Annotated in this window: 23 protein-coding genes and 3 tRNA genes; 8 read left to right on the top strand and 18 right to left on the bottom strand. The window is 65.2% G+C overall.

The features are described 5' to 3' along the window. Positions 1 to 115: 115 nt before the first annotated feature. From LTH93_RS10960 to LTH93_RS10950, 3 genes are all read right to left on the bottom strand, one after another. On the bottom strand, positions 116 to 718 hold the full coding sequence (locus LTH93_RS10960; RefSeq protein WP_241464966.1) for a mycothiol-dependent nitroreductase Rv2466c family protein: 603 nt from the start codon (positions 716 to 718) through the stop codon (positions 116 to 118). Positions 719 to 924: 206 nt separating this feature from the next. After that, positions 925 to 2,373 (bottom strand): mycothione reductase, encoded by a 1,449-nt coding sequence (locus tag LTH93_RS10955; RefSeq protein WP_241470962.1) that lies wholly within the window; start codon positions 2,371 to 2,373, stop codon positions 925 to 927. Positions 2,374 to 2,728: 355 nt separating this feature from the next. Continuing rightward, a complete protein-coding gene (locus LTH93_RS10950; RefSeq protein ID WP_241470961.1) occupies positions 2,729 to 3,574 on the bottom strand; it encodes a DUF4190 domain-containing protein in 846 nt (281 codons plus the stop codon). Between the two features lie 191 nt (positions 3,575 to 3,765). Between LTH93_RS10950 and LTH93_RS10945 the strand changes: the two genes are divergently transcribed. Together LTH93_RS10945 and LTH93_RS10940 are read left to right on the top strand one after the other, a co-directional pair. Further along, entirely contained in the window at positions 3,766 to 4,095 is a 330-nt protein-coding gene (locus tag LTH93_RS10945) for a putative quinol monooxygenase (protein ID WP_241464970.1), read from the top strand. Between the two features lie 65 nt (positions 4,096 to 4,160). After that, positions 4,161 to 4,946, top strand: coding sequence for a ParA family protein (locus tag LTH93_RS10940; protein ID WP_241464971.1), 786 nt, complete (start codon positions 4,161 to 4,163; stop codon positions 4,944 to 4,946). A gap of 66 nt (positions 4,947 to 5,012) precedes the next feature. Here the strand turns inward: LTH93_RS10940 and LTH93_RS10935 are convergent, their stop codons facing one another. From LTH93_RS10935 to LTH93_RS10870, 14 genes are all read right to left on the bottom strand, one after another. Next, positions 5,013 to 5,618 (bottom strand): MerR family transcriptional regulator, encoded by a 606-nt coding sequence (locus LTH93_RS10935; protein WP_342357718.1) that lies wholly within the window; start codon positions 5,616 to 5,618, stop codon positions 5,013 to 5,015. Between the two features lie 193 nt (positions 5,619 to 5,811). Further along, on the bottom strand, positions 5,812 to 6,315 hold the full coding sequence (locus tag LTH93_RS10930) for a bifunctional nuclease family protein (RefSeq protein ID WP_241464972.1): 504 nt from the start codon (positions 6,313 to 6,315) through the stop codon (positions 5,812 to 5,814). A 14-nt stretch (positions 6,316 to 6,329) separates the two neighbouring features. Next, positions 6,330 to 7,094, bottom strand: coding sequence for a transcriptional regulator FtsR (ftsR, locus tag LTH93_RS10925; RefSeq protein ID WP_241470960.1), 765 nt, complete (start codon positions 7,092 to 7,094; stop codon positions 6,330 to 6,332). A gap of 91 nt (positions 7,095 to 7,185) precedes the next feature. Next, positions 7,186 to 7,629 carry an FHA domain-containing protein gene (locus LTH93_RS10920; protein ID WP_241464974.1) on the bottom strand — a complete coding sequence of 148 codons (444 nt, stop codon included), beginning with the start codon at positions 7,627 to 7,629 and terminating at the stop codon, positions 7,186 to 7,188. Between the two features lie 36 nt (positions 7,630 to 7,665). Beyond that, positions 7,666 to 8,052, bottom strand: a complete 387-nt coding sequence (gene gcvH, locus LTH93_RS10915) for a glycine cleavage system protein GcvH (protein WP_241464975.1) — start codon at positions 8,050 to 8,052, stop codon at positions 7,666 to 7,668. 161 nt (positions 8,053 to 8,213) lie between these two features. After that, positions 8,214 to 9,461 carry an ABC transporter ATP-binding protein gene (locus LTH93_RS10910; protein WP_241464976.1) on the bottom strand — a complete coding sequence of 416 codons (1,248 nt, stop codon included), beginning with the start codon at positions 9,459 to 9,461 and terminating at the stop codon, positions 8,214 to 8,216. 21 nt (positions 9,462 to 9,482) lie between these two features. Further along, positions 9,483 to 10,334, bottom strand: a complete 852-nt coding sequence (locus LTH93_RS10905) for a carbohydrate ABC transporter permease (protein ID WP_241464977.1) — start codon at positions 10,332 to 10,334, stop codon at positions 9,483 to 9,485. Between the two features lie 2 nt (positions 10,335 to 10,336). Beyond that, on the bottom strand, positions 10,337 to 11,347 hold the full coding sequence (locus LTH93_RS10900; RefSeq protein WP_241464978.1) for a carbohydrate ABC transporter permease: 1,011 nt from the start codon (positions 11,345 to 11,347) through the stop codon (positions 10,337 to 10,339). Then, positions 11,344 to 12,654 carry an extracellular solute-binding protein gene (locus LTH93_RS10895; protein WP_241464979.1) on the bottom strand — a complete coding sequence of 437 codons (1,311 nt, stop codon included), beginning with the start codon at positions 12,652 to 12,654 and terminating at the stop codon, positions 11,344 to 11,346. The genes LTH93_RS10900 and LTH93_RS10895 overlap by 4 nt, the downstream gene beginning before the upstream one ends. 135 nt (positions 12,655 to 12,789) lie before the next feature. Beyond that, positions 12,790 to 14,082 carry an ATP-dependent Clp protease ATP-binding subunit ClpX gene (gene clpX / locus LTH93_RS10890; protein WP_241464980.1) on the bottom strand — a complete coding sequence of 431 codons (1,293 nt, stop codon included), beginning with the start codon at positions 14,080 to 14,082 and terminating at the stop codon, positions 12,790 to 12,792. A gap of 122 nt (positions 14,083 to 14,204) precedes the next feature. Beyond that, positions 14,205 to 14,873, bottom strand: coding sequence for an ATP-dependent Clp protease proteolytic subunit (locus LTH93_RS10885; protein ID WP_274615902.1), 669 nt, complete (start codon positions 14,871 to 14,873; stop codon positions 14,205 to 14,207). Between the two features lie 65 nt (positions 14,874 to 14,938). After that, entirely contained in the window at positions 14,939 to 15,547 is a 609-nt protein-coding gene (locus LTH93_RS10880) for an ATP-dependent Clp protease proteolytic subunit (protein WP_241464981.1), read from the bottom strand. 203 nt (positions 15,548 to 15,750) lie between these two features. Continuing rightward, positions 15,751 to 17,151 (bottom strand): trigger factor, encoded by a 1,401-nt coding sequence (gene tig, locus LTH93_RS10875; RefSeq protein ID WP_241470959.1) that lies wholly within the window; start codon positions 17,149 to 17,151, stop codon positions 15,751 to 15,753. A gap of 40 nt (positions 17,152 to 17,191) precedes the next feature. Further along, positions 17,192 to 17,265, bottom strand: a tRNA-Pro gene (locus tag LTH93_RS10870). Between the two features lie 294 nt (positions 17,266 to 17,559). Between LTH93_RS10870 and LTH93_RS10865 the strand changes: the two genes are divergently transcribed. After that, positions 17,560 to 17,632, top strand: a tRNA-Lys gene (locus LTH93_RS10865). 308 nt (positions 17,633 to 17,940) lie between these two features. Here LTH93_RS10865 and LTH93_RS10860 read toward each other — a convergent pair. Next, positions 17,941 to 18,462: a hypothetical protein gene (locus LTH93_RS10860; protein ID WP_241464983.1), complete on the bottom strand. Its 522-nt coding sequence runs from the start codon at positions 18,460 to 18,462 to the stop codon at positions 17,941 to 17,943. Positions 18,463 to 18,549: 87 nt separating this feature from the next. Between LTH93_RS10860 and bcp the strand changes: the two genes are divergently transcribed. From bcp to LTH93_RS10835, 5 genes are all read left to right on the top strand, one after another. Continuing rightward, complete coding sequence (gene bcp, locus LTH93_RS10855) at positions 18,550 to 19,017, top strand: thioredoxin-dependent thiol peroxidase (protein ID WP_241464984.1); 468 nt, start codon at positions 18,550 to 18,552, stop codon at positions 19,015 to 19,017. Between the two features lie 151 nt (positions 19,018 to 19,168). Next, positions 19,169 to 19,252, top strand: a tRNA-Leu gene (locus LTH93_RS10850). Positions 19,253 to 19,781: 529 nt separating this feature from the next. Next, positions 19,782 to 21,428 carry an ABC transporter substrate-binding protein gene (locus LTH93_RS10845; RefSeq protein WP_241464985.1) on the top strand — a complete coding sequence of 549 codons (1,647 nt, stop codon included), beginning with the start codon at positions 19,782 to 19,784 and terminating at the stop codon, positions 21,426 to 21,428. 118 nt (positions 21,429 to 21,546) lie between these two features. Beyond that, the gene (locus tag LTH93_RS10840) at positions 21,547 to 23,058 is read left to right on the top strand and encodes a malate:quinone oxidoreductase (RefSeq protein WP_241464986.1); all 1,512 of its coding nucleotides are present in this window, start codon (positions 21,547 to 21,549) and stop codon (positions 23,056 to 23,058) included. Positions 23,059 to 23,061: 3 nt separating this feature from the next. Next, complete coding sequence (locus LTH93_RS10835; RefSeq protein WP_241464987.1) at positions 23,062 to 23,850, top strand: alpha/beta fold hydrolase; 789 nt, start codon at positions 23,062 to 23,064, stop codon at positions 23,848 to 23,850. The last annotated feature ends 2 nt before the right edge of the window (positions 23,851 to 23,852 follow it).

Raw genomic sequence — 23,852 nt, 5'->3', positions numbered from 1 at the left:
CCTCGAGGGCCGACGCCAGCAGAACCGACGACGACGCCGGCGCGGGCTCTCAAGCCCGCGCCGGCGTCGTCGTGTGGTGGCGTCCTGAAGTGACGTCACATGGTGGAAGTCCCGATCAGTCGAAGACTGGGGACTCCGTGCGTGAGCGCTTGAGCTCGAAGAAGTACGGGAACTGCGCCAGAGCCACGGCGCCGTCGAAGACCTTGCCGGCGTCCTCGCCGCGCGGAATCCGGGTGAGCACCGGACCGAAGAACGCGGTGCCCTGGAACGCCACGACCGGGGTGCCGACGTCCTGACCGACCAGGGAGATGCCCTTGTCGTGGGAGGCGCGCATCTCGGCGTCGTTCTTATCCGTCTTGGCCTCGGCGAGGAGGTCCTCCTGCAGGCCCACGGCGCGCAGCGCGTTGAGCGTGGCGGACTCGAAGTCCTTGTTGCCGTTGTTGTGGATCTCGGTGCCGGCGGCGGTGTAGAACTCGCCGACCTTGGCCTCACCGTGCTGCAGCGCGACAGCGGTGGCGGCGCGGGCGGGGATCCAGCGGGCGAGCTGCTCGGGATCTTCGGCCGGTGAGGGGTTCTTGGCCTCGTTGAGCACGCCCAGACTCATCACGTTCCAGTGCACCTCGATGTCGCGGACCTTCTCCGCCTCCAGGATCCAGCGTGATGTCACCCAGGCGAAGGGGCACAGCGGGTCAAACCAGAAATCGACGCGTTCAGCCATGAAGGACTCCTCTCGGCGCGGGGCATTCAGCCTCCGCGCACGGATCAGTGTTGGTTCGTGTCAGCTGCAGCTCGTCAACGGAGATGATTCTGCTGCAGGTGCTTCTCGTGGTCACAACTGGGGCGCTGCTGATTCCATTCCTGCGGCGGCGCTGTCAGTGGCGCCACCTGTGCTCCCGGGATCAGATCGGATCCGCCCAGGTCACCTCAGAGCGGGGCGTCCTCTGCGATCGGGACTTCCAGGCCCAGGAGCGCATTCTCGGTGACCTCCATCAGGGCCGGATGGATCCAGTACTGGCCGCGGGCGGCGGTGTAGGCGTCCTGGCCGAAGCTCATCGCGTGGATGACCGGCTGGATCAGGTTCGAAGCCTGGTAGCCCATGACGTGGGCCCCGAGGATCTGGCCGGTGCGGCGGTCCGCGATCACCTTGAAGATCCCGCTGCCATCCTCCATCGCCCAGCCGTAGGCGGTGTCGCCGTACCTCTGGATCTTGGTGGTGAGGTGCTCCTCACCGATGGCTTGTGCCGCCTGCGCCTCGGTCGCCCCGACCTGGGCGATCTCGGGGAAGGAGAAGATCGCCGAGGGGATGGCCTCATGCCGTGAGGGCCGGATCCGGTCCGGATGCACCAGGTTGTGGGCGACCACCCGGGCCTCCTGATTCGCCACGTGCTTGAGCATCGCCTCGGAACTGACGTCGCCGAGCGCATAGAGGCCGTCCACGGGCTCGCCCTGCATGAGCACCCGCTGGTATTCATCCACCAAGAGGCGTCCGTTCGGGTGGACATCGAGCCCGACCTCTCGGGCACCGATGAGGTCGGTGTTCGGGGTGCGGCCGATGGCCACCAGGACCGCGTCCACGTCGTAGTGCTCGACCCGGCCGTCAGAGGTGACCAGCTCGACTCGCAGGCCCGGGCCGTGCTCGGAGATGCTCGTGATGGTGCGCTCGTAGTGCACGGTCCAGTTCTTCTCCGCCTCGGCCGTATAGGCCGCGGAGATGTCGTGGTCCAGTGCGGTCATCAGTCCGTGGCTGCGGTTGATCTGGATGACCTCTGTTCCGAAGCCTGAGAACACCCCTGCGAACTCGCAGGCGATGTAGCCGCCACCGAGGATCAGCAGCTTGTCGGGCCGCTGGTCGATGCGCATGATGGTGTCCGAGGTGTGCACCCCGGGGAGGCCTATGCCCGCGACGTCCGGGAGCACCGGACGGGAGCCGGCGGCGATGACCAGCTGGTCAGCCTCGGCCCGGACCCCTGATTCGGAGACGAAGGCGAAGGGCGGCTGGCTGAAGTCCCCGGTGAGCGTGACCTTCTCGGCGACGAGGTCGACGTTGTCCAGCTCGACCTCCCGGTAGTGCCGGCCGCCGGCCGAGATGACGTCGATGCGGGAGAAGACCCGGTCCCGCATGGCGGGCCAGTCCACGTCGGTGGTCTCCTGGGTGACGTTGAGCCGGGCCGCTTCGACAGGCCCTCGGGCCAGCGCCGCCGGGCGGACGAACATCTTGGTGGGGATGCAGCCCACATTGAGGCAGGTGCCGCCGAAGGCTCCCGTGCCCCCTGCACCCTTGTCCGCCAGGACGACGCGTTTATCATCCCAGAAGGGTGTGATCAGGGAGTTCCCGGAGCCGGAGCCGATGATGGAGAGGTCATAGTGGGCCATGCGGCCATCCTAGACGGGAACGTCGGACCGGCTTCACAGCGGCCTCGCGGGAATCCCTCGGCGGTCAGGTCGGTTGTCGTGGGCCGGCGGCGTAACCGCTGGTGAACATCACCAGGACCTCGGTGGTGACCGCTGCGGCCTCCCATAACAATGTGACTAGTCCCAGTCAGCAGGAACGGCCAGCCCCCGATCGGGAACCTGGAGGTGCCGGCGCTGAAGAAGACGAGCGTTCTTGCACGCGGCTGACGTCCACGGCCACGAGCCGCGCTGCCAGACGAAGAAGCGCCCCATCCAGCTTGTGCCAGTCGGAAGTTTTTTCGTGCGCAGTGGGGCCCTTCGGCCGTCGCTGATGGAGTTACTGCTGTTCTTCGACGGTGACGGTCCAGTCGCTGTAGTTGGCCGCGGTGACGTCGAGGTAGTAGTTGCCGGCGGAGCGGTAGATCATAGTCTCGCCGCTGTCTGAGCCGTTGAGCATGACCTCGGGAAGACCCCCGTCTTCAGTGAGGTTGCTGCCTTCGTCCATGAGATAAACACCGGCGATGCCGAAGTCGTCGTCTCCGTTGAATTCGTAGGAGAGCCGGACGTCGCCAGTGACCTCGAAGACCTCGCCACGCTGGTTGCCGGTTCCCGAGAGGGTGGCAACTTCTACCCATTCCCCGCTGGCCTCGACTTCTTCGGCAGGTGCCTCCTCCTCGGCAACCTCTTCCTCGATCTCTTCGATGTCGGCGTCTTCGACTGCGTCGTCTGCTTCGGCGATTGCCTCGATCTCCTCCTCAGCCTCTTCCTGGGATTCTTCGAGGTTCTGCATCTCGTCATCGACGCTGATGAAGATGGCTCCGGCCAATGCGACGCCGATGGTGGCGATAACCAGGCCGACGGCGCCGGTGACGACACCCGTGATGCCCTGGCCGCGGCCGCGACGCTTCACGACCGCGATGATGCCCAAGATGATGGCTAGGGGTGCGAGCAAGAAGCTGAGCAATCCAACAACGGGAATGAACGCGAAGACGATCGCCACGATGCCAAGGACCATTGCTGCGATGCCGATACCTGTATTGGCTGGCGTCGGTGACACTGGTGAATACTGCTGATACGGGTCGTACTGTTGCGGGTTCTGCTGATACCGGTCAGACATGGTTGCCTCGTCAAGGTGGGGGACGTTGATGCGGGCGAGTGAAGCCGCGGTGGTTTGGAGCCGCACGGAATCACGTTAAAGGCTACGTGATACGAGTCACCATCGAGAAGCAAGAACGCTGCTGACTCCAGCATCATCGGTCTTGGTCATGGCGTCAGCTCGCTGGACAAGGCAGACTAAACAACGTGCCAGTGAACGGCCATTCCCAGCCGACAGTCCGCGGCCCACTCCCCTAATCGTCAGAGAGCAGGATCCACATGATCTTCATCGTCGTGAAATTCCAGGTCAAGCCCGAACACGCAGAGAAGTGGCCTGCGATCACGGCTGAGTTCACCGAAGCCACCCGCGCCGAGCCCGGGAACAAGTGGTTCCAATGGTCCCGCAGCGTGGAGGACCCCAACGAGTATGTGCTCATCGAGGCCTTCGACGACGACGCCGCCGGTCCGCACGTGGAATCGGCGCACTTCCAGCGGGCGGTCAGCTCGGACGGCGCCATGGCAGCGGCCCTGGTCTCCACCCCGAAGATCATCTCCCGGCAGATCGAGGGTGAGGACTGGGAGGAGATGGGCGAGATGAAGATCAACTGACCCCACTCTCGCCGCGCGGAGCGCCGGGGCAGGGAACACCGCAGATCATCCCTATGATGGGTAGCGTGCAGATCTTGAGCGTTTCCAGTCTGAAGGGCGGGGTCGGTAAGACCTCGGTCACCATGGGCCTTGCCTCGGCCGCCCTCCATCAGGGGGTGCGAACCCTCGTCGTCGACCTCGACCCCCATGCGGACTCCACCACCGGGCTCGCGGTCGCCCGCGGCACCGGCACGGAGGCAGGTCAGCTGCTGCGCGACGCCAAGCGCGCCAACCTCAGCGACCATGTGGTCCGCTCCGGCTGGGTGGATCTGCTCCCCCAGGAACATCGCTCCGACGCGACGCTGGACGTCGTCGTGGGCTCCGCGCTCTCCGCCGCATTCGATCGCCCCGATATCCGGCCCCGCGACATGCGGCGGCTGCGGCTGCTGCTGGATCGCGTCACCGGCTATGACCTGGTGCTCATCGACTGCCCGCCCTCGCTGGCCGGGCTGACCCGGATCGGCTGGTCGGCGTCCAACGGTGTGCTGATGGTGGCCGAGCCGAGCCTGTTCTCCGTGGCCGGCACAGAGCGTACGATGCGCGCCATCCGGATGTTCTCCAACGAGTACGCGCCGCAGCTCAAGTCGGCCGGTGTGGTGGTCAACCGTGTCCGCGCGGACTCCGCCGAGCACGAGTACCGGCTGCTCGAGATGGAACGGCTCTACAAGGACAAGCTGATGCTTCCGGTCCTGGAGGAGAACCCCTTCTGGCAGCAGATCCAGGGCGCGGCCTACCCGGTGCACCAGTGGCCGAGCGATCAGGTCAGGGACCTGGCGAGGTCCTTCGACCAGCTGCTTGAGCAGCTGGTCTGAGCGGTCTCGCCTGGATCGCACTCAGGTGCACCGAGACTCCGCCCCTCGATGGAGACGGGTGGGGCGCTAAGAGGCTTGGGAGCGGCGGGCTCTGAGCTGGGCAAGCTCGTCGCCGGCGGAACCGAAGGCTTCGAGCTCGGGGACCGCGTCGGGCTCGGTGCGCTCACGCGGGAGCTCCACCAGGCTGGCCTCGACTTCGCGCCAGACCCGGCCTACGGCGATGCCGAAGACTCCCTGTCCGCCCTGCACGAGGTCGATGACCTCGTCGGCGGAGGTGCATTCATAGACCGAGGCACCGTCTGACATCAGGGTGATCTGCGCGAGGTCATCGACGCCGCGTTCGCGCAGGTGCTCGATCGCGCTGCGGATCTGCTGGAGCGAGACGCCGGTGTCCAGCAGGCGTTTGACGACTTTCAGGACCAGGACGTCGCGGAAGGAATAGAGACGCGCCGAGCCGGACCCGGCGGCGTTGCGCATGGAGGGCTGGACAAGCTTCGTGCGCGCCCAGTAGTCCAGCTGGCGGTAGGTGATTCCGGCGGCGGCGCAGGCGACCGGACCGCGGTAGCCCAGCTCCTCGTCGAGCTCGGGCAGGCCGTCACTGAACAGGGGCTGCTGGGCAGCCGCCTGCCCTGGCCGAACACGCTCAGTGCCCGCGTGCGATTCTGGACCCACCTGGTACCCTCCTGAAGTGCTCGACTCCGCCGGGGAAGCGCGTCCCTGCGACGCGAGAGCGACGAGGAAGGTGCGTGCGAGAGTCTTGTCCCTTGACGATATTGCCGCAGCCGCTATGGGTCAAAGACATTTGAAATTTACTCTACGGCGTGTCGCGCGATTGCACTAGTCTCGCGCCCGCAGCGGGCCTGCTTCACTGGAAATCCTCCGGCTCGGCGTTGTCCAGGAACCGGCGGAACTCCTTGATCTCATCCTCGGAGATGGGACGCTGCCCGGTGGCGGCGGTGCGCGGGGTGATCCCGACCCGAGTGAGCATCTCGCGGTCCATGGTGACCAGGCACTGCACCCGCACCGCCACTGCGATGGCGTCTGAGGCCCGGGCATCGAAGCTGCGACCACTGCCCAGCGTGATGGTCCCGCGGTAGGTCGAGGAGTCGAGCATGCCGATCTCCACGGAGCGCACTCCCGAGCCGAGCCTGGTCATGACCTCGGCGAGCAGGTCGTGAGTCATCGGCCGGGGCGGGACCTTCTTCTCCATCGCCATGGCGACGGCATTGGCCTCGGCAGGTCCCACCAGGACGGCCACATGGAGATTCTCCAGTCCGGGTTCGGCGCCTCGAAGCACCACCACAGGCTGTTTCGATGGAAGCTCGATCCGAACTCCCACGACATCCAGCGGCACAAGCTGGCTCTCCATGATCCAAGTCTAGGTCAGTTTTTGTCCAACTGCTCGACCGATGTGTCCATGATTGAAGCTCGCAGGTCTTTCAGGCACTGGAGCATCTCCTTGGAGGACTCTGCCACCCGCGCTCGGGCGGCGGTGTCCTTGCGGGCGGCATGCGGGGCCATGGCGCGCGCGATCAGGTCCAGCTCATTGTCCGCGGAGCGCCGGATGTTGACCAGGTGCTTCGGTTCAAGCCCATAGCGTGCCAGCACCCGGACCGCCTTGACGGCCTTGAGATCGTGGTGGCTGTAGTTGCCCTCGCCATCGGCCTGGATGATGCGGAACTTCTCCAGCGTGTCGAGCATCCCGCGCGTGGCGCCGGAGTGGGCGCGCAGCTCCTTGCGGCACATCGGCCGGATGCGTCCGGTGATCTGAGCTGCCATCTCATCGGTGACTTCACGGGGACCCACCGGAGGCGCCTGCGGCAGCTCTTCGGGGGTCTCGCCTGAGTCGATGACGTCCATCGTCTGCTTGATGACGTCCAGCGGCATGTACCGGTCGCGCTGCAGGGCCAGGATGAAGCGCAGCCGCTCGACGTCGGACGCACAGTACTTGCGGTAGCCCGAGGCGGTCCGGGCCGGTTCCACCAGATCGCGCTCCTCGAGGAAGCGCAGCTTCGATGCGGTGAGATCCGGGAATTCGTTCTGCAGCTCCCGCAGGACTTCAGAGATGGTGAAGACATACTTGGCGGCGCGCTCGGTCGAGGGCGGGGCCGGTTTCGGCTTCGACTTCGACGCTGCGGAAGCACTCACTGCGTGTCCTCTTTCGGGCTGTGGGGAAGGGACGAGATCGGCTTCAGGATAACGTTCCCCTCCGGTCCGCCCTGGGATCTCGAGTCACCGGTCAGTCGGATTCTTTGGATCCGGCATAGAAGGTCAGCCGGAATTTGCCGATCTGCACCTCGTCACCAGGCCTCAACGCATACTCGTCCACGCGGTCGTGGTTCACGTATGTGCCGTTGAGGCTGCCGAGATCCCGGATCTGGAAGCCCAGACCCTCCCGATTCAGTTCCACGTGACGCCGTGACACGGTGACATCGTCGAGGAAGATCCCCGCCTCCGGATGCCTGCCTACAGTGGTCAGGTCCTGATCCAACAAGAACCGAGCTCCCTGATTGGCGCCGCTGTGGGCGATCAGCAGAGCGGAGTTCTTGGGCAGCGCCGCGATGGCCTGCTTGTCATCCTCAGATAGGTGAGGCTCCCCCGCGTGCGCATCGGCTGGCGGCAACGAGATGCTCGTCGTCTCCGCCGCACTCTGACTGCTGTCATGTTCTCGCGTGCTCTCCACGTCGCCTCCTCTCGCCGGCCTGCCTGCTGGCGGCCTTCAGCCTACTTGGTTTTTGTAATCCTCGGCAGAGAGCAGCGAATCTGCCCCCGAGGATTCTGCGAGCTTGATCTCGAACAGCCAGCCCGCGGCGTAGGGGGCCGAGTTCACGGCACCGGGGTTCTCGTCGAGATCCGTGTTGACGGAGACGATCTCTCCCGCGACCGGCGCGAAGATGTCTGATACAGATTTGGTGGATTCGACCTCGCCGACCACATCACCGGAGGCGACGGTAGCGCCGACCTCGGGGTGCTCCACGTAGACGACCTCACCGAGGGCGTCCTGAGCGAAGTCGGTGATGCCCACGCGCACCACGAGTGAATCCTCGGTGGTGCCGATCCATTCGTGCTCGGCACTGTACTTGAAATCTTCGGGGACGGTGCTCATGCTTGCGCTCCAACTCTTCGGCCTGGTGTTGACTGCTCAGCGGACAGCCGCCTCGCGGCGGTCTGTCCTGCTGAGCGTCAGGTCTGTCTGCGAACAACTTAGCACCCAAGGCCGACCTGACGGTATGACCCCGCAGGTCAACCGGGACGGCGGCGCTCCGGTCAGCCCTGCCGGGCGACGAACCGCTCGGCGTCGCGCTTGCGGTCCTCGCGGGCCTCGCGAGTGAGCTCCGCGCCGGCTTCTTCGTCCCGGGTGAGGTTCTCCCCGGTGGCTGGGTCGAAGAGGTGCATCCTGCGGGTGTCCAGCCAGAGCTCGGCCGTGTCACCGCTGCGGAAGCGCGAGGTCGCATCGACCTCGACCACGAGCTGCGTGCGCAGCTCGTCGGCGTCCATCTCTTCGGCGAGGTTGCGCAGCGTCTCGTGAACCCGTTCGTCGGTCTCGTAGGAGACATAGGCGTACTGCTCATTGCCCATCCACTCGCTGTGGCTGATCTCTGCGGTGAAGGTCGTGCCCTTGGAGAGCTGAGCCTCGCTGAGCTGGGAGGCATCGTCGAAGAACTCCGGGCGGATGCCCGCCAGGACGATGTCGCGTCCTTCGCCGGCCTTTGCCGCACGGTCGGGGATCTCGATCTTGCCCAGCGGAGTGGAGAAGACATTGCCCTCCACGGTGCCGGGCAGGAAGTTCATCGACGGTGAGCCGATGAATCCGGCGACGAAGAGGTTCGCCGGCTGCTCATAGAGCTCCCGCGGGGAGGCGATCTGCTGGAGCAGACCCTTCTTCAGCACTGCCACCCGGTCCCCCAGGGTCATCGCCTCGGTCTGATCGTGGGTGACGTAGACGCTGGTGGTGTTGAGCTCACGCTGGAGCCTGGCGATCTCTGCGCGCATCTGCCCGCGGAGCTTCGCATCGAGGTTCGAGAGCGGCTCATCGAAGAGGAACGCGTCGGCCTCGCGGACGATCGCGCGGCCCATGGCCACACGCTGACGCTGACCGCCGGAGAGATTCGCCGGCTTGCGGTCCAGGTGCTCGGTGAGCTCGAGCATGGTTGCCGCGTGGCGGACCTTCTCATCGATCTCTTCCTTGGTGAACTTCCCCTTGGTCAGCCGCATCGGGAACGCGATGTTCTCGTAGACGGTCAGGTGCGGGTAGAGCGCGTAGCTCTGGAAGACCATGGCGAGGTTGCGTTCGCGCGGGGCCTTCTCATTGACGCGCTCCCCGCCGATGAGCAGGTCACCCTCGGTGATGTCCTCGAGGCCCACGATCATGCGCAGCAGCGTGGACTTTCCGCAGCCGGAGGGTCCCACCAGGATGATGAACTCGCCGTCTTCGATGTCTATGGAGATGTCGTTGACAGCTGGGAAGCCGTCGTCGTATTTCTTGACGAGATTCTTAAGCGTGATGGATGACATTGCAGTGGAGTCCTTATCTACTCAGCCCTTGACGGCGCCCTGGGTCAGTCCGGATACGATCTGGCGCTGGAAGAGCAGCACCAGAACGACGACGGGGATGGTCACGACGATGGCAGCCGCGGAGATTGCGCCGGTGGGTTCCTCGAACTGGGAAGCCCCGGTGAAGAAGGCCAGCGCCGCAGGAACGGGTCTGGCGGCTTCGGTGGAGGTCAGTGAGATCCCATAGACGAAGTCGTTCCAGGCGATGAAGAACGCGATGATCGCGGTGGTGAAGACGCCGGGCATGGCCAGCGGCACGATCGCTCGTCGGAAGGCCTGCCACTGGGTGGCGCCGTCCACCTGCGCCGCCTGCTCGAGGTCCCAGGGGATCTGCCGGAAGAACGCGGCGAGCGTCCAGATCGAGATCGGCAGCGTCAGCGACAGATACGGGATGATCAGCCCGAGCCAGGTGTCATAGAGCCCGATGTTGCGCCACAGGTTGAACAGCGGAATGACCACTGAGATCACGGGGAAGACCGACACCGCCAGAGCGGAGCCGAGGATGATCTTCTTGCCCGGAAAGTCCAGCCGCGCGATGGCGTAGGCACACAGGGTGGCCAGCACCACGGCGATGAAGGTGGCGATCAGGGTGATGCCGATGGAGTTGCGCAGCGCCGTGAGGAACAGGCCCTGGGCGTCCCCGAAGAGGATCATCTCGTAGTTCGCCCAGGTGGGGCTGCCAGGCAGGAAGGAGGCAGTGCCGAGGTCCGCCTGAGTCTTGAAGCTGGTGGCCAGGATCGCGGCCACTGGGAACAGTGCATAGACCAGGACGACGACGCTCAGCACCGTCCATCCCAGGCGCTGCTTTCCGGTGAGCTTGCCGTTGGAGGCCATCTCTACTTACCTCCCTTGGAGTCGGTGCCGCTGGCGAGATCGACCTTGAACAACTTGATCGCGATGACACAGATCAGCAGCACGCAGATGAAGAGGATGACCGAGACCGCGGAGCCGAGTCCGATCTCCAACCGTCCGATGGAGGTCCGATAGGCCAGCAGCGAGAGCACCTCGGTGCCCGCGGCGCCATTCGTCATGATGAAGACGTTGTCGAATATTCGGAAGGCGTCCAGTGCGCGGAAGAGCACTGCGACCATGATCGCAGCCTTCATGTTGGGCAGGATCACCCGGGTCATCTGCTGACGCCAGCTGGCGCCGTCGACCTTGGAGGCTTCGACGAGCTCATCGGGGACCTGGGCGAGGCCCGCCAGGAGCAGCAGGGCGATGAACGGGGTCGTCTTCCAGATCTCCGAGGCCATGATCACGGTGATCGCCGTGCCGAAGTTGGCGAACCAGTCGAGGTCGCTGTCGATCCCGGGGACCCAGCCGAACCAGTTGTTCACGAAGCCTGAGTTGATGTCGAACATGTAGAACCAGGCGAAGGCGGAGACCACGGTGATGATGCCGTAGGGAACGAGGATTGCGGTGCGCAGCGCCCCACGGATCCGCTTCAGCGCCTTATGCATCACCAGCGCCAGCGCGAAGCCGAGGACCAGCTCGACAGCCACGGTGACCACGGTGACCAGCAAGGTCACCAGCAGCGCCCGCCAGAAGACCCCGGTGTCGGAGAGGATCGTCAGGTAGTTCTGGAGGAACACGAAGGAGCGCTCATCCGGTGCCGTCAGGCGGAAGGAGAACATCGAATCGTAGATGGCCTGCGCGATCGGGTAGGCAGTGACCGCGAGCATGACGAAGAACGCTGGTCCCGCGATGAGCCAGCCCAGGCGAGCCTCTGACTTCGCGCGGTTGGTCCGTTTCGCGTTGTTGCCGTTCTTGCGGTCTGCGCTCTTGCCTTTGGATGACTCGGCGCTCTCGCGCTTCTGCCTCCGCGAGGTTTCTGGTGCGGTCGTCACAGGAGACGCTCCCCTCTGAGCACTTCAACGATGAAGGCATCGGTCTGCGCGGGGGTCTGCTCGGCGCGGACCCCGGAGATGGGTGTGAAGTCTTGCTGGATCGCGGTGGAGATCTCGTTGTAGAAGGGAGTCTGAGGTCTCGGGGCTGCATTTTCGAGCGCCTCCCGGATGGCGTCCGCCATCGGGAAGTTGTCCTCGAGGGCTGGATCCTCGTAGGCGGCCTCCGACGACGGCGGGTTGCCGTTGGTGATGAAGTACTCCGTCTGGTTCTCCGGCTGCACGATGCACTCGATGGCCTCGAAGGCGAGATCCTGGTTGAGGGAGTCGGCGCCAACCGCGAGGTTGATTCCGCCCAGCGGAGGCGCGGACGGGGTGTCCTCGTCGACGCGGGGGTACTGCGCCCAGCCGATGTCATCGACGAGCTCCTCGTCCAGTGCACCTTCCTCGGCGGCTGCGTTTGTCGCCGGCCAGACGAAGGGCCAGTTGACCATGAAGGAGCCCTCATCTCGCTGGAACAGCAGCATCGACTGGTTCTCATCCATGGAGGCGACTCCGGGCCCTGCCAGACCCTCGGTGCCGATCAGGCCGATGATCTCCGCGGCCCGCATCCCCTGCTCAGTGTCGAGGTTGGTCTGCAGCTCTGCGGCAGGGGCCTCGGGGTTCGCCAGGATCGACTCGTCCTGGGACTCCACCAGCGCGTTGAGCCAGACCGTCATGGACTCGGCCCGGACCCCCTGGACGCCGAGGAGCTTGTCCTGCTCGAGCGCGGTGTCGATGACCTGGTCCCAGGTGATCGGCTGCTCCATGTCCAGACCTGCTTCTTCGACCACAGATTTGCGGTACCAGAGGAGCTGCGTGTTGGCCCAGAACGGGACGGTGACCAGTTCGTCGTTCCACATCGCGCCGGCCAGCGCTCCTTCGAGGGTGTCCTCGGTGGTGCGTTCAGCGACGTCGTCCGGGACCGGGGCCAGGAATTCGGGCTCCGCAAGTTCAGGGATGAACGGGGGGTCCAAGGACATGATGTCCAGCGATGAGTCGTTGGCCGCCAGACGGCGGGCCAGCTGTTCCCGCTGGGAGGGGGCGTCGGCCGGGAGCAGCGACGTCTGGATCACGTAGGCGCCCTCTGCTTCTTCGGTGCAGACCTGCGCGAGGGCCACCTGTCCGCCGTCGTCCGGGTTGATGTACCAGGTGAGGACCGGCACGTCCTCACTGTCCGAGCAGCCGCTCAGCAGGATGGCCGCCGCGAGTGCGGCGCCTGATGCGCGAGCCGTCCGTCCCCTGCGCGGGGAGCCTTGGGATTCACCCATGAATCTTCCACCTCTCGTCACCCGGCGTGGTGGCCCGGCCACTTAATGTGGCCTAGGTCACTACGTGTGAGCGAGCCTACACCTCAGCTCCCGTCCAGCAAATAGACAGGCGCAAAAAAGGGTCGAAGAGGCAGGTCAGGCGGATTTCTTGCGGAACTTTTTGGCTTCGGACAGGGTGACCAGCTCCGCCTCGGCGCCCTCGCGGACCACGGCTGCGGTGATGGTCACCGAGGCGACGTCATCGCGGGAGGGCAGCTCGAACATCACAGGTCCCAGCACATTCTCCAGGATGGATCGCAGACCGCGCGCACCGGTGCCACGCAGCTCCGCCTGCTCCACCACGGCGCCCAGCGCCTCGGGGGTGAACTCGAGCTCGATCCCGTCGATGGAGAAGATCTTCTGGTACTGCTTGACCAATGCATTCCGGGGCTTGGTCAGGATGTCGGTGAGCGCCGCGGCGTCGAGCTGTTCGACCGTGGCGATGACCGGGAGCCGCCCGATGAGTTCGGGGATGAGCCCGAACTTGTGCAGGTCCTCCGGTTCGACGTCCGCGTAGCTGGCCTCGCTCTTGGTGATGGTCGACAGCGGTGCGCCGAAGCCGATCCCCTTGCGGCCGGCCCGTGACTCGATGAGCTCCTCAAGACCGGCGAAGGCACCGGCGACGATGAACAGGATGTTCGAGGTGTCGATCTGGATGAATTCCTGCTGGGGGTGCTTGCGTCCACCCTGCGGGGCCACCGAAGCTACCGTCCCCTCGAGGATCTTCAGCAGCGCCTGCTGGACGCCCTCACCGGAGACGTCGCGGGTGATGGAGGGGTTCTCCGACTTTCGCGAGATCTTATCGATCTCGTCGATGTAGATGATGCCCTGCTCGGCCTTCTTGACGTCTCCGTCGGCGGCCTGGATGAGCTTCAGCAGGATGTTCTCCACGTCTTCCCCGACGTAGCCGGCCTCGGTGAGGCTGGTGGCATCGGCGACGATGAAGGGCACCTGGAGCTTCCTGGCCAGAGACTGCGCCAGGTAGGTCTTTCCTGAGCCGGTCGGGCCGACCATCATGATGTTGGACTTGCCGATCTCGACGTCGTCCAGCGGGCCCTTCTCCAGAGAAGTGGTCTTCTTCGCCGAACCTGTGGCCTGGATACGCTTGTAATGGTTGTGCACGGCCACAGAGAGGGTGCGCTTGGCCTTGTCCTGCCCGACCACGTACTCGTCGAGGAAATCATAGATCTCACGCGGTTTGGGCAGCTCGAAATCGTCGGGCTCCTGGACCTCATTGAGGTATTCCTCGATGATCTCGTTGCAGAGCTCGATGCACTCGTCGCAGATGTAGACGCCGGGGCCAGCGATCAGCTTGTACCGGACCTGCTTCTGGCTCTTGCCGCAGAACGAGCACTTGAGCAGATCTGCGCTCTCACCGATACGTGCCATGGACGTGGATCCCCTTCGGAACTGTTGTGCTTTCGGCTCTAGCGTACTTCAGGGCGCTGACACGTTCGGGGACGTTCCTGTGGAACGTCCCCGAACGGGTCGCATCTTGTCGCTGAAAAGCGTCAGAGTGGGAGCTTGCGGGAGGCCAGAACCTCATCCACCAGGCCGTAGTCCTTCGCGCCGGCGGCGGAGAGGAACTTGTCACGGTCGATGTCCTCGGCGATCTCGTCCGGGGACTTCTTGGTGAGGTCTCCCAGCACGTCTTCCATCCAGGTGCGGATGCGCCGCACCTCATCGGCCTGGATCTGCAGATCCGTGGCGGTGCCACGGGTGCCGCCCACGGCGGGCTGGTGGATCAGCACGCGCGCGTTGGGCAGGGCCAGCCGCTTGCCGGGCGTGCCGGCGGCGAGCAGCACCGCGGCTGCGGAGGCTGCCTGACCCAGGCAGACCGTCTGGATGTGCGGCCGGACGAACTGCATCGTGTCGTAGATGGCGGTCATGGCCGTGAACGATCCGCCCGGGGAGTTGATGTAGAGCGTGATGTCGCGCTCGGAGTCCATCGACTCCAGCACGAGAAGCTGCGCCATGATGTCATCGGCCGAGGCGTCGTCGACCTGGCTGCCCAGGAACACGATGCGATCTTCGAAGAGCTTCGCGTAGGGGTCCTGGCGCTTGAAGCCGTAGGGGGTGCGCTCCTCGAAGGAGGGAAGGATATAGCGTGAATCCGGCATGGCGGGGCCGGTTGGCTGCGCCGAGGGAAGGCCTGGTGCCGAAGGATCAAGTGGGTTCATGTCAGATGTGCTCCTGTGGTCCTGGTGCGAATCGTTGGCTGAGGGTGATCTGCTCCCGTGAGGGCTCAGACTCCCCCGCCGCCGGAGACGGTGGAAGACCGCTGGGCGATCTTGTCGAAGAATCCATACGCAAGGCCATCCTCAGCGGTGAACCACTTGTCGCGTGCGTTGTCCCGCAGGATCGTCTCAATGCTCTGGCCGGTCTGATCGGCCGTGAGCTCAGCCATGACCTGCTTCATGTGCTGGATCAGCTGCGCCTGGATGCGGACGTCAGACTCGGTGCCGCCGATGCCGCCGGAGGGCTGGTGCATCAGGATGCGCGCATGCGGGGTGGCGAAGCGCTTGCCCGGGGTGCCCGAGGAGAGCAGGAACTGTCCCATCGAGGCGGCAAGACCGGTGGCGACGGTGACGATGTCGTTCGGGATGAACTTCATCGTGTCGTAGATCGCCATGCCCGCGGTCACGGATCCACCTGGGGAGTTGATGTAGAGGTAGATGTCCTTCTCGGTGTCTTCGGCGGAGAGAAGGAGCAGCTGGGAACAGATGGCGTTGGCGTTGTCGTCGCGGACCTCTGAACCGAGCCAGATGATCCGTTCTTTGAGCAGACGGTTGTAGATATAGTCGTCGCGGGACGCGGCGTCCACGCTGGACATGCTCGGCAGGCTCTGGGTCATGGACTCATCCTCCACTGGTGGGTCAAGCTGGGGTCGGCACTGGAAGTGCCCTCGGCAAGAACATTACTGGTTGTTCCGCTCCAGGTGAGCCCCTGGCGCGGGACTGTTCGCTGTTGGCACACGGTTTCAACTCACAGAGAACACCTTGACGCGCAGAAGGGCCCCACCTGTGCGGTGACGCCCTTCTGCTGCTGCGAGTTGTATCAGTTTTGCTTGGTGTCCTCGGAGGCCTCGGCCTCGGTGGTCTCAGCATCGGCAGCCTCGACCTCGGCGGTCTCGGCTTCAACAGCGTCAGTCTCGTCCTCGTCACCGGCGGGGGTCACGAAGTCGGTCAGATCGACGACGTTGCCCTCGGTGTCCTTGACGACGGCGAGCTCGAGCACCTTGGCCAGCGCCTTGCGACGGCGAACCTCTCCCATGATCATGGGGACCTGTCCGGCCTGATCGAGCATCTGCGCGAACTGGTTCGGCTCCATGCCGTACTGGGAGGCGGTGGAGACGATGTACTCGATGACCTCGCTCTGCTCGACGCCGATCTCTTCCTTCTGCGCGATCTCGTCGAGGACGAGCTCGTTGCGGAAGGCGTCGGCGGTCTGCTTGGAGAGCTCCTCGCGGTGCTCCTCGGTGTCGTGATCGTCACCGACTTCGTGGCCCTGGGAGGAGAAGTGCTGCTCGACCTGCTCTGCGACCACGGACTCGGGCACGGGGACCTCGATGAGCTCCATGAGCTTCTCGAGGACCTTGTCGCGTGCTTCCACGCCCTGCTCCACGACGAGGTTCTCCTCGGCCTTGGAGGTCAGGTCCGCGCGGAGCTCCTCGATGGTGTCGAACTCCGAGGCCAGCTGAGCGAACTCGTCGTCGGCCTCCGGAAGCTCGCGCTCCTTGACGGCCTGAAGGGTGACCTTGACCGATGCGGTCTCACCGGAGTGATCGCCGCCGGCCAGGGTGGTGTCGAAGGTGGCATCCTCGCCGGCCGAGAGACCCTCGAGGGCCTCGTCGATGCCCTCGAGCATGGTGCCTGCGCCGACCTGGTAGGAGAGGCCGGACGCGGTGTCGACCTCTTCCTCGCCCACGGTGGCGATCAGATCGATGGTGACGAAGTCGTCGTTGGCGGCGGGGCGTTCGACGTCCTTGAGCGTGCCGAACCGGCCGCGGAGCTCGTCGAGCTGCTCCTGCACGGCTGCTTCATCTGCCGAGCGTGACTCGACCTCGACCTCGAGGCCGGAGTACTCGGGCAGCTCGATGACTGGCTTGATGTCCAGCTCGCCGGTGAACTTGAGCACGCCTTCGTTGGTCTTGACGTCGGGGATCTCTTCGATCTCCACCTCAGGACGGGACAGCGGGGCGAGATCGGCCTCGGCCAGGCCCTGCTGGTAGAAGTCGTTGAGGCCGTCGTTGATGGCCTGCTGGATGACGTACTCGCGGCCGACGCGCTGATCGATGATCGGAGCCGGCACCTTGCCCTTGCGGAAGCCGGGGACCTGGACCTGCTCGGCGATGCTCTTGTACGCCGCCTTGATCTTGGGTTCCAGCTCCTCGGAAGTCACCTCGACGGTGAGCTTGACGCGGGTCGGGTTCAGATTCTCTACGGTGCTCTTGACCACGTGTGGGGCTCCTGATCGATGACTGGTGAATCGTCTGCTGTCGGGGTGACAGGATTTGAACCTGCGGCCTCACGCTCCCAAAGCGCGCGCTCTACCAAGCTGAGCTACACCCCGATCGACTGCCCGTCCTGATGCTGGTGACCCACCGCTTGCACGGCAGACCTCCATGGGACTTCAGGCGGACCGGTCCACAGTACCGTGTCCTCCCCCAAGCCGACGAATCCTCGTCTGTGCGCCCAGGTGAGACCCGCGGAAGAGCGTCCAGACCGGCCGCGCCGCCTGGTTGTCCGGTGAGATCACGATCACTGATTCTCAATTGGCGCACCCGCCGACCTGGTGCTAGAGTTCTATGTCGTTGCCCTGCTGAGATGCAGAGCGGCGAAAGTCAGTACAGCGCTTGCAGTTCAAGGGCCTCTAGCTCAATTGGTAGAGCATCAGACTCTTAATCTGCAGGTTTCGGGTTCAAGTCCCGAGGGGCCCACTTCCACCGGGCAGGCGCTGTCCGCGATTCAGGCCGTCGGATCACGAGAATCTCTCGTGGACCGACGGTCTTTTTCGTGCTCCGGCCAGAGGTTCCTGCACCTTGCCCCCGCCCCACGCTCCGCCTCGAGACGAGCCGTCCGCGGCGCAGGTCGCAGAAGCGGTGAGAACAGTGCTCTCGGAAAGCTCCTATCCGGAGTCGGGCGCGGGCATTGTCGGCGGAGATCTCGGGAACTCCCCCGGTCTCGGAAGCCTCGGCGCCGTGCTAGACGCTCACCGCGCCCTCACCGCAGCGTCGACCCGGAACCGTCAGGCCGCGTTCATCCGCTCGACGACGTCCATGAAGTAGTCGATGAACTCGTAGAAGTCTTCCACGTCCCGTCCCTGATGCAGCGCGATCTCCGGGAACTGATCGAAGCTCACCTCCTCATGGAGGTCAAGCTTCATCCGTCGTCCGGTGGAAAGGGTCACCTCCACGAAATTGTCCTGAGACGCCATCCCGGCGAGGTTCGTGAGGTTCACCAGGGTGGGGATGGCGGCCGCAGCACGTCCCGGTTCTTCACCCTGCTGCAACGACTGCACCCGGCACAGCGCGTCGTCGAGATCCACTGGACAGAGCACGATCTCGACAGGCTCGCGGCGGTAGCCCACCAGCAGCAGAGACCCGCCCCAGGCACGGGCGGCGCCGATCTTCGCAGGGGCTCCCAGACGGTCCACCGTGCAGAGGATGTTGTAGGACCCGAAGTTCATCACCGAGGCGTCGAAGCTTGCGCGCAGGGCGTCGACCAGGTGCTGCTCCGGCTGGCTGCGCTCGGTGAGGATGACCATCACTGCCTCTACTCTCGCGGGGGCTTGGTCGATCTATTCTACGGATAGGGTGGTTTCGGCGCATCAGCCATATCCGTTGAAAGGACTTCGATGAGCATTCGACTTGAGACCGGCGACGTCGCTCCCAGCTTCATCCTGCCGGCTGCCGGCGGGGATTCGGTGAGTCTGGACCAGCTGCGCGGACAGAAGGTCATCCTCTATTTCTATCCCAAGGCCTCCACCCCTGGATGCACCACCCAGGCCTGCGACTTCCGTGACTCACTGGACTCCCTCGCCGCCTCGGGCTATACGGTGCTGGGAATCTCCCCGGACCCGGTCTCGGCTCTGGACAAGTTCACCGACGAACAGTGCTTGAGCTTCCCGCTCCTCGCCGACGAGGACCACGCGGTGGCGGAGTCCTATGGCGCCTGGGGTGAGAAGAAGAACTACGGTCGCGTCATCGAGGGCCTGATCCGCTCCACGATCGTGCTCGACGAGGACGGCAAGGTCACGCTCGCCCAGTACAACGTCAAAGCCACCGGCCATGTCGCACGCCTGCGCGAGAAGCTCGCAGCATGAGCCCTTCGGCGCAGTTCTGACCCGAGTCCCGACCTGCGCCAGATGGCGGGCGTCGCACTCGCGGCCCGCACCCTGCCCGGGTTCGGGCCCGGCTCTCCTGTAGACTGAAATGTCGCCGCGGGGAGGTCAAAGCACTCCCCCAGCGACATCTGCGGGCGTGGCGGAATTGGTAGACGCGCTGGATTTAGGATCCAGTGTCTTAGACGTGGGGGTTCAAGTCCCCCCGCCCGCACCATTTCAATCTGCTCCCGCGGCGAATCTGACCAGCACCGTCGGTGATGCGTTGGAGATCTGCCGCGGTGAAGAAGCCCAGCGGCACCACCACGTCCTGGATATCGGGGCATGATCCTCGCCCGACTGCGGGTGACCAGCCGCAGAAGACCCGATTTCCGCAGAGCGGCGATCAACCGGGTGAACCGGGCGTCTGACCAGGCCGTGTAGTAGCCGACCCCTCCAGCCCTGAACCGGTCCAGCAGGACCTCGCGTTCATCGCAGCGCATCAGTCGCACAGTCACCGCCCGCTCACCGAAATGCATGCGCCGGGGCCTGCTGAATCCCAGCTTCAGCCCCTCCCGCGTGGCGACTTCGCGGGCCCGCAGCGCCGCGCAGGTCTGCCGGCCCAGTGCGCCGGAGGAGCCGATCACCAGGATCTTCCCCATGGGTCGATCATGGTGATCGGATGGGTGACGCGGAAGGGGCTCAGGTAGTCTGAACGGCGACCAGCGGGCATCCCGCAGGTCCTGCCCCGATCGAGAGGACGCGAGATGCATTCACCCATGCAGCGCCGTCGCTTTCTCGGGGCGCTCGGCCTGGCGGGCACTGCCGGTGCCCTGCAGTGGCCGGCTTCGGCGTTCACCCCCGGCTCCGCAATGCAGGCCCGCGCCACCGAAGTCCCCGAGGTGAACGAGCCGCGCGGCGTCGTCCTCTCGGGCGTCTCCTCCGTGGAGTCGATGGACCCTGCGCTGTCGGTGGACACCGAGACCGCGCGGGTCTGCCGGCAGGTCTTTGAGACCCTCGTCGGGATCGACGGCGAGACCGGCGCCACCGCTCCGCTGCTGGCTACGGACTGGGAGGCCAGCGACGACGGGTTGACCTATACCTTCACCCTGCGCGAGGACGTGCTCTTCCACGACGGCAGCGAACTGACCGCCGAGGTGGTGGTCGCGAACTTCCGGCGCTGGGGCCGGATGAATGAGCTGCTCGGCTCCGATGCCCCGGCGCGGACCACGCTGGCCTTCGAGTCGCTCTTCGGCGGGTTCTTCGACGACGAAGACTGCCTGCTGGAATCGGTGGAGGCGGCCGGGGAGTTCACAGTGGAGCTCACCCTGTCCGAGCAGCTGGTGTTCCTCCCGCAGGCGCTGGCGATGCCTGCCTTCGGGATCGCCTCCGCCGAGGTGCTCTCCGACGCTGATCCGGAGCGGCTCGCCCGCGAACCCCGCGGCACCGGGGCGTACCGGCTTCTCAGCGTGGACCCCGAGGAGGTGGTGCTCCAGGCGTTCGAGGACTACTGGGACGGCGAGCCCCCTGCCGAACGGGTGGTGGTGCGCACCCTGCCCCGTTCCTTCGATCGGCTGCGTGAGCTGCAGCGCGGCAAGGTCGATGTCTATGACTACATCACGGCGGACAATCTTCGCTCTCTGGTGCAGTCGGGCCGGCTGATCCTGCAGCGGGACCCCTTCTCGGTCCTCTACCTCGGGTTCAACCAGGATCACCCGGTGATGGGGGATGTTCAGGTGCGCGAGGCGGCGGCTCGCGCCATCAACCTCAACACCCTGGTCGAGTCCTTCTTCCTGGAGGGCAGCCGGCCCGCCTACCAGTTCACCCCGGCGGCGCTGGGGGTCCACTCGGAGCAGGCCACACGCTATGGCTACAACGTCGAGGAGGCCCAGGAGCTGCTGGCGGACACCGGATATGACGGTGAGCCGCTGCGCTTCTACTACCCGATGAACGCGACTCGCAGCTACTTTCCCCGTCCCGAGGCGGTGTTCGCCTCGATCGCCCGCGACCTGACGGCGGTAGGGTTCAACATCACTCCCCGACCGGTGTCTTGGGACGACGGGTACGTGGATTCGCTGCTCGATGATGACGATCGAGCCATGCACCTGTTGGGACGCAACGGCGGCTACCGGTCGCCGCACTCCTTCTTCGGTCCGCTCTTCTCGCACCAGACGTCCGAGTTCAACTACGACTCCGCCGAGGTCCGCGAGCTGATCCAGGACGCGCGCAGCGAGGATGACGAGCAGTCACGCAATGACATATATAGGGAGATCGCCGACATCGTCGCAGAGGACCTGCCAGCGCTGCCACTGGTGCACCCGATCTCCGGAGTGGCGCTGGGCCGGGGCGTCGCGGACTATCCGATGTCCCCGGTGCTGCATGAGCTCTTCAAGGACATCACTCCGGCCGATTAGCCCCCGCCCCTGGGCGGCGGCGGATTTCCCGGGCCTGCGCGGGCGCAGGTAGAGTCGATTCAAGGACAACGCGTACCACCCCCGGGTCTCATCAGGGGGAACACTCAAGGAGAATTCTGTGGCCAAGTCATCGTCGACAAGCGCTCAGCAGTCCAGTGAAGGACAGAAGTTCGACGTCGTGCTCATCGGCGCCGGGATCATGTCCACCACTCTCGGCGCCATGCTCAAGGAGCTGGAGCCGAACTGGTCCATCGGGCTGTTCGAAGCGCTGGACCAGGCGGGCCAGGAGTCCTCCGATCCATGGAACAACGCCGGCACCGGCCACGCAGCGCTGTGCGAGCTCAACTACACCCCGCGCGGGGCGGACGGCAAGGTCTCCACCGCGAAGGCCCAAGGCATCAACGAGCAGTTCACCGTCTCCAAGCAGCTGTACTCGCACTGGGTCAAAGAGGGCACGATCGGTTCGCCGCGCACGTTCATCAACGGACTGCCGCACATCAGCTTCGTCTGGGGCGACAAGAACGCCCAGTACCTGCAGGACCGCTACGATGCGATGAAGGCCCAGCCGCTCTTCTCCGACATCGTGCACACCGAGGACCACGCGGAGATCGCCGAATGGGCCCCGCTGCTGATCGAGGGACGTGATCCCTCCCAGCGGATCGCCGCCTCGAAGTTCGACAGCGGCACCGATGTCGACTTCGGCTCACTCACGCGTCAGCTGGCAACACATCTGGACAGCAGCGGCGCGGACCTGCACTACGGCCACGAGGTGCAGTCGATCAAGCGCGGGGTCGACGGCCGCTGGGACATCAAGGTCAAGGACAAGGCCACCGGAGACCGCAGCGTGGCCAGTGCCCGCTTCGTCTTCGTCGGCGCCGGCGGCGGCGCGCTGGGACTCCTCCAGGGCGCCGGCATCGACGAGATCAAGGGCTTCGGAGGCTTCCCCGTCTCCGGGAAGTTCCTGCGCAGCACCGACCCTGCAGTCGCCGCGCAGCACCACGCCAAGGTCTACGGCCTGGCCTCGGTGGGCGCACCGCCGATGTCGGTGCCGCACCTGGACACCCGATTCGTCGAAGGCCGACGCACGCTGATGTTCGGCCCCTATGCCGGGTTCTCCACAAACTTCCTCAAGAGCGGCTCCTTCATGGACCTGCCGCTCTCGGTCCGCCCGCACAACCTGCTGCCGATGCTGCAGGTGGGCAAGGACAACACCGATCTGGTGACCTATCTGGTCAAGGAGGTCACCAAGTCCTCCCGCTCGAAGTTCGAAGAGCTGCACGCCTTCTTCCCCAGCGCCGGCTCGGATGCCTGGGAGATGATCACTGCCGGACAGCGCGTGCAGGTGATGAAGAAGAACGACAAGGGCAAGGGCGTGCTGCAGTTCGGCACCGAGCTGATCTCTGCCCGGGACGGCTCCATCGCCGGCCTGCTCGGCGCCTCCCCCGGCGCCTCCACCGCGCCGTCGATCATGTTCTCGCTGCTCGAGCGGTGCTTCGGCGCGCAGATGGACCGCTGGCGTCCGAAGCTGGAACAGATGGTCCCCTCCTTCGGCCGGGCGCTCAACGAGAACCCCGCGCTGCTCTCCGAGGTCACAGCTGACACCGTCGCGACACTGCAGCTGCAGCCCTGATCCATGGCGCGCCTAGAGTTTCCGGCCCCGGAGTCTGTGCGGACCCCGGCAGGGCTGACGCTGCACACCTGGACCCATGCAGACCCGACCGGGCCCCCGGTGCTGCTCATCCACGGCTTCGCCAGCAGCACGCTCTACAACTGGGTGAAGACCGGCTGGCTCGATCCGCTGGCGGGGACTGGGCGCAGCATCATCGCCGTCGACCTGCCCGGTCACGGCGCGTCTCAGGACCTCAACCCAGTGGACGTCCGGGTGCGGGACATCCTCTCCGATCTCGGCTCGCACCTGCAGGAGCAGGGGCACGAGACGGTCGCCGTCCACGGGTACTCGCTGGGATCCCGTCTCGCCTGGGAGTTCAGCGCCGCCCACCCCGAGATGGTCACGCACCTGATCATGGGCGGCTCCCCCACCGATGATCGCCTCGGTGCGCTGAAGGCCAAGCAGGCCCGGCTCTGGGTGCAGGAGGGCGTGCGACCCGTCGACGACCTGACGCGGAATCTGGTGACCCTGGCCGGCGCCCTGCCAGGAGCGAATGTGCCCCATACCGTGGAGCTGCTGCTGAGCCTCTCGGTGGACCCCTACGACCCCGCCGCGGCCGTGCCGCCGGTGCCGACACTGGTGGTGGCCGGTTCAAGAGACGAGATCGCCGCGGAGGCCGCCTCCCTGGTGCCGCTGGTGACCGCCCAGGGCGCCGTCGCCGCGTTCGTCCAGATCCCCGAGCGCGATCACATCAATGCGGTGACCTCGCGGGACTATAAGGCGGCTGTCCTCAGCTTCCTGCAGGCCGGCTGAGG

It is taken from the genome of Nesterenkonia sp. DZ6 (genome assembly GCF_022565835.1).
GTDB lineage: Bacteria > Actinomycetota > Actinomycetes > Actinomycetales > Micrococcaceae > Nesterenkonia.
This window is presented reverse-complemented; position numbering and strand designations above follow the sequence as displayed.

Coding starts and splice junctions, on each gene's coding strand:
- LTH93_RS10960 (WP_241464966.1), bottom strand. CDS start 718: ATGGCTGAACGCGTCGATTTCTGGTTTGACCCGCTGTGCCCCTTCGCC.
- LTH93_RS10955 (WP_241470962.1), bottom strand. CDS start 2,373: ATGGCCCACTATGACCTCTCCATCATCGGCTCCGGCTCCGGGAACTCC.
- LTH93_RS10945 (WP_241464970.1), top strand. CDS start 3,766: ATGATCTTCATCGTCGTGAAATTCCAGGTCAAGCCCGAACACGCAGAG.
- LTH93_RS10930 (WP_241464972.1), bottom strand. CDS start 6,315: ATGGAGAGCCAGCTTGTGCCGCTGGATGTCGTGGGAGTTCGGATCGAG.
- gcvH (WP_241464975.1), bottom strand. CDS start 8,052: ATGAGCACCGTCCCCGAAGATTTCAAGTACAGTGCCGAGCACGAATGG.
- LTH93_RS10910 (WP_241464976.1), bottom strand. CDS start 9,461: ATGTCATCCATCACGCTTAAGAATCTCGTCAAGAAATACGACGACGGC.
- LTH93_RS10905 (WP_241464977.1), bottom strand. CDS start 10,334: ATGGCCTCCAACGGCAAGCTCACCGGAAAGCAGCGCCTGGGATGGACG.
- LTH93_RS10895 (WP_241464979.1), bottom strand. CDS start 12,654: ATGGGTGAATCCCAAGGCTCCCCGCGCAGGGGACGGACGGCTCGCGCA.
- clpX (WP_241464980.1), bottom strand. CDS start 14,082: ATGGCACGTATCGGTGAGAGCGCAGATCTGCTCAAGTGCTCGTTCTGC.
- LTH93_RS10885 (WP_274615902.1), bottom strand. CDS start 14,873: ATGAACCCACTTGATCCTTCGGCACCAGGCCTTCCCTCGGCGCAGCCA.
- LTH93_RS10880 (WP_241464981.1), bottom strand. CDS start 15,547: ATGACCCAGAGCCTGCCGAGCATGTCCAGCGTGGACGCCGCGTCCCGC.
- bcp (WP_241464984.1), top strand. CDS start 18,550: ATGAGCATTCGACTTGAGACCGGCGACGTCGCTCCCAGCTTCATCCTG.
- LTH93_RS10845 (WP_241464985.1), top strand. CDS start 19,782: ATGCATTCACCCATGCAGCGCCGTCGCTTTCTCGGGGCGCTCGGCCTG.
- LTH93_RS10835 (WP_241464987.1), top strand. CDS start 23,062: ATGGCGCGCCTAGAGTTTCCGGCCCCGGAGTCTGTGCGGACCCCGGCA.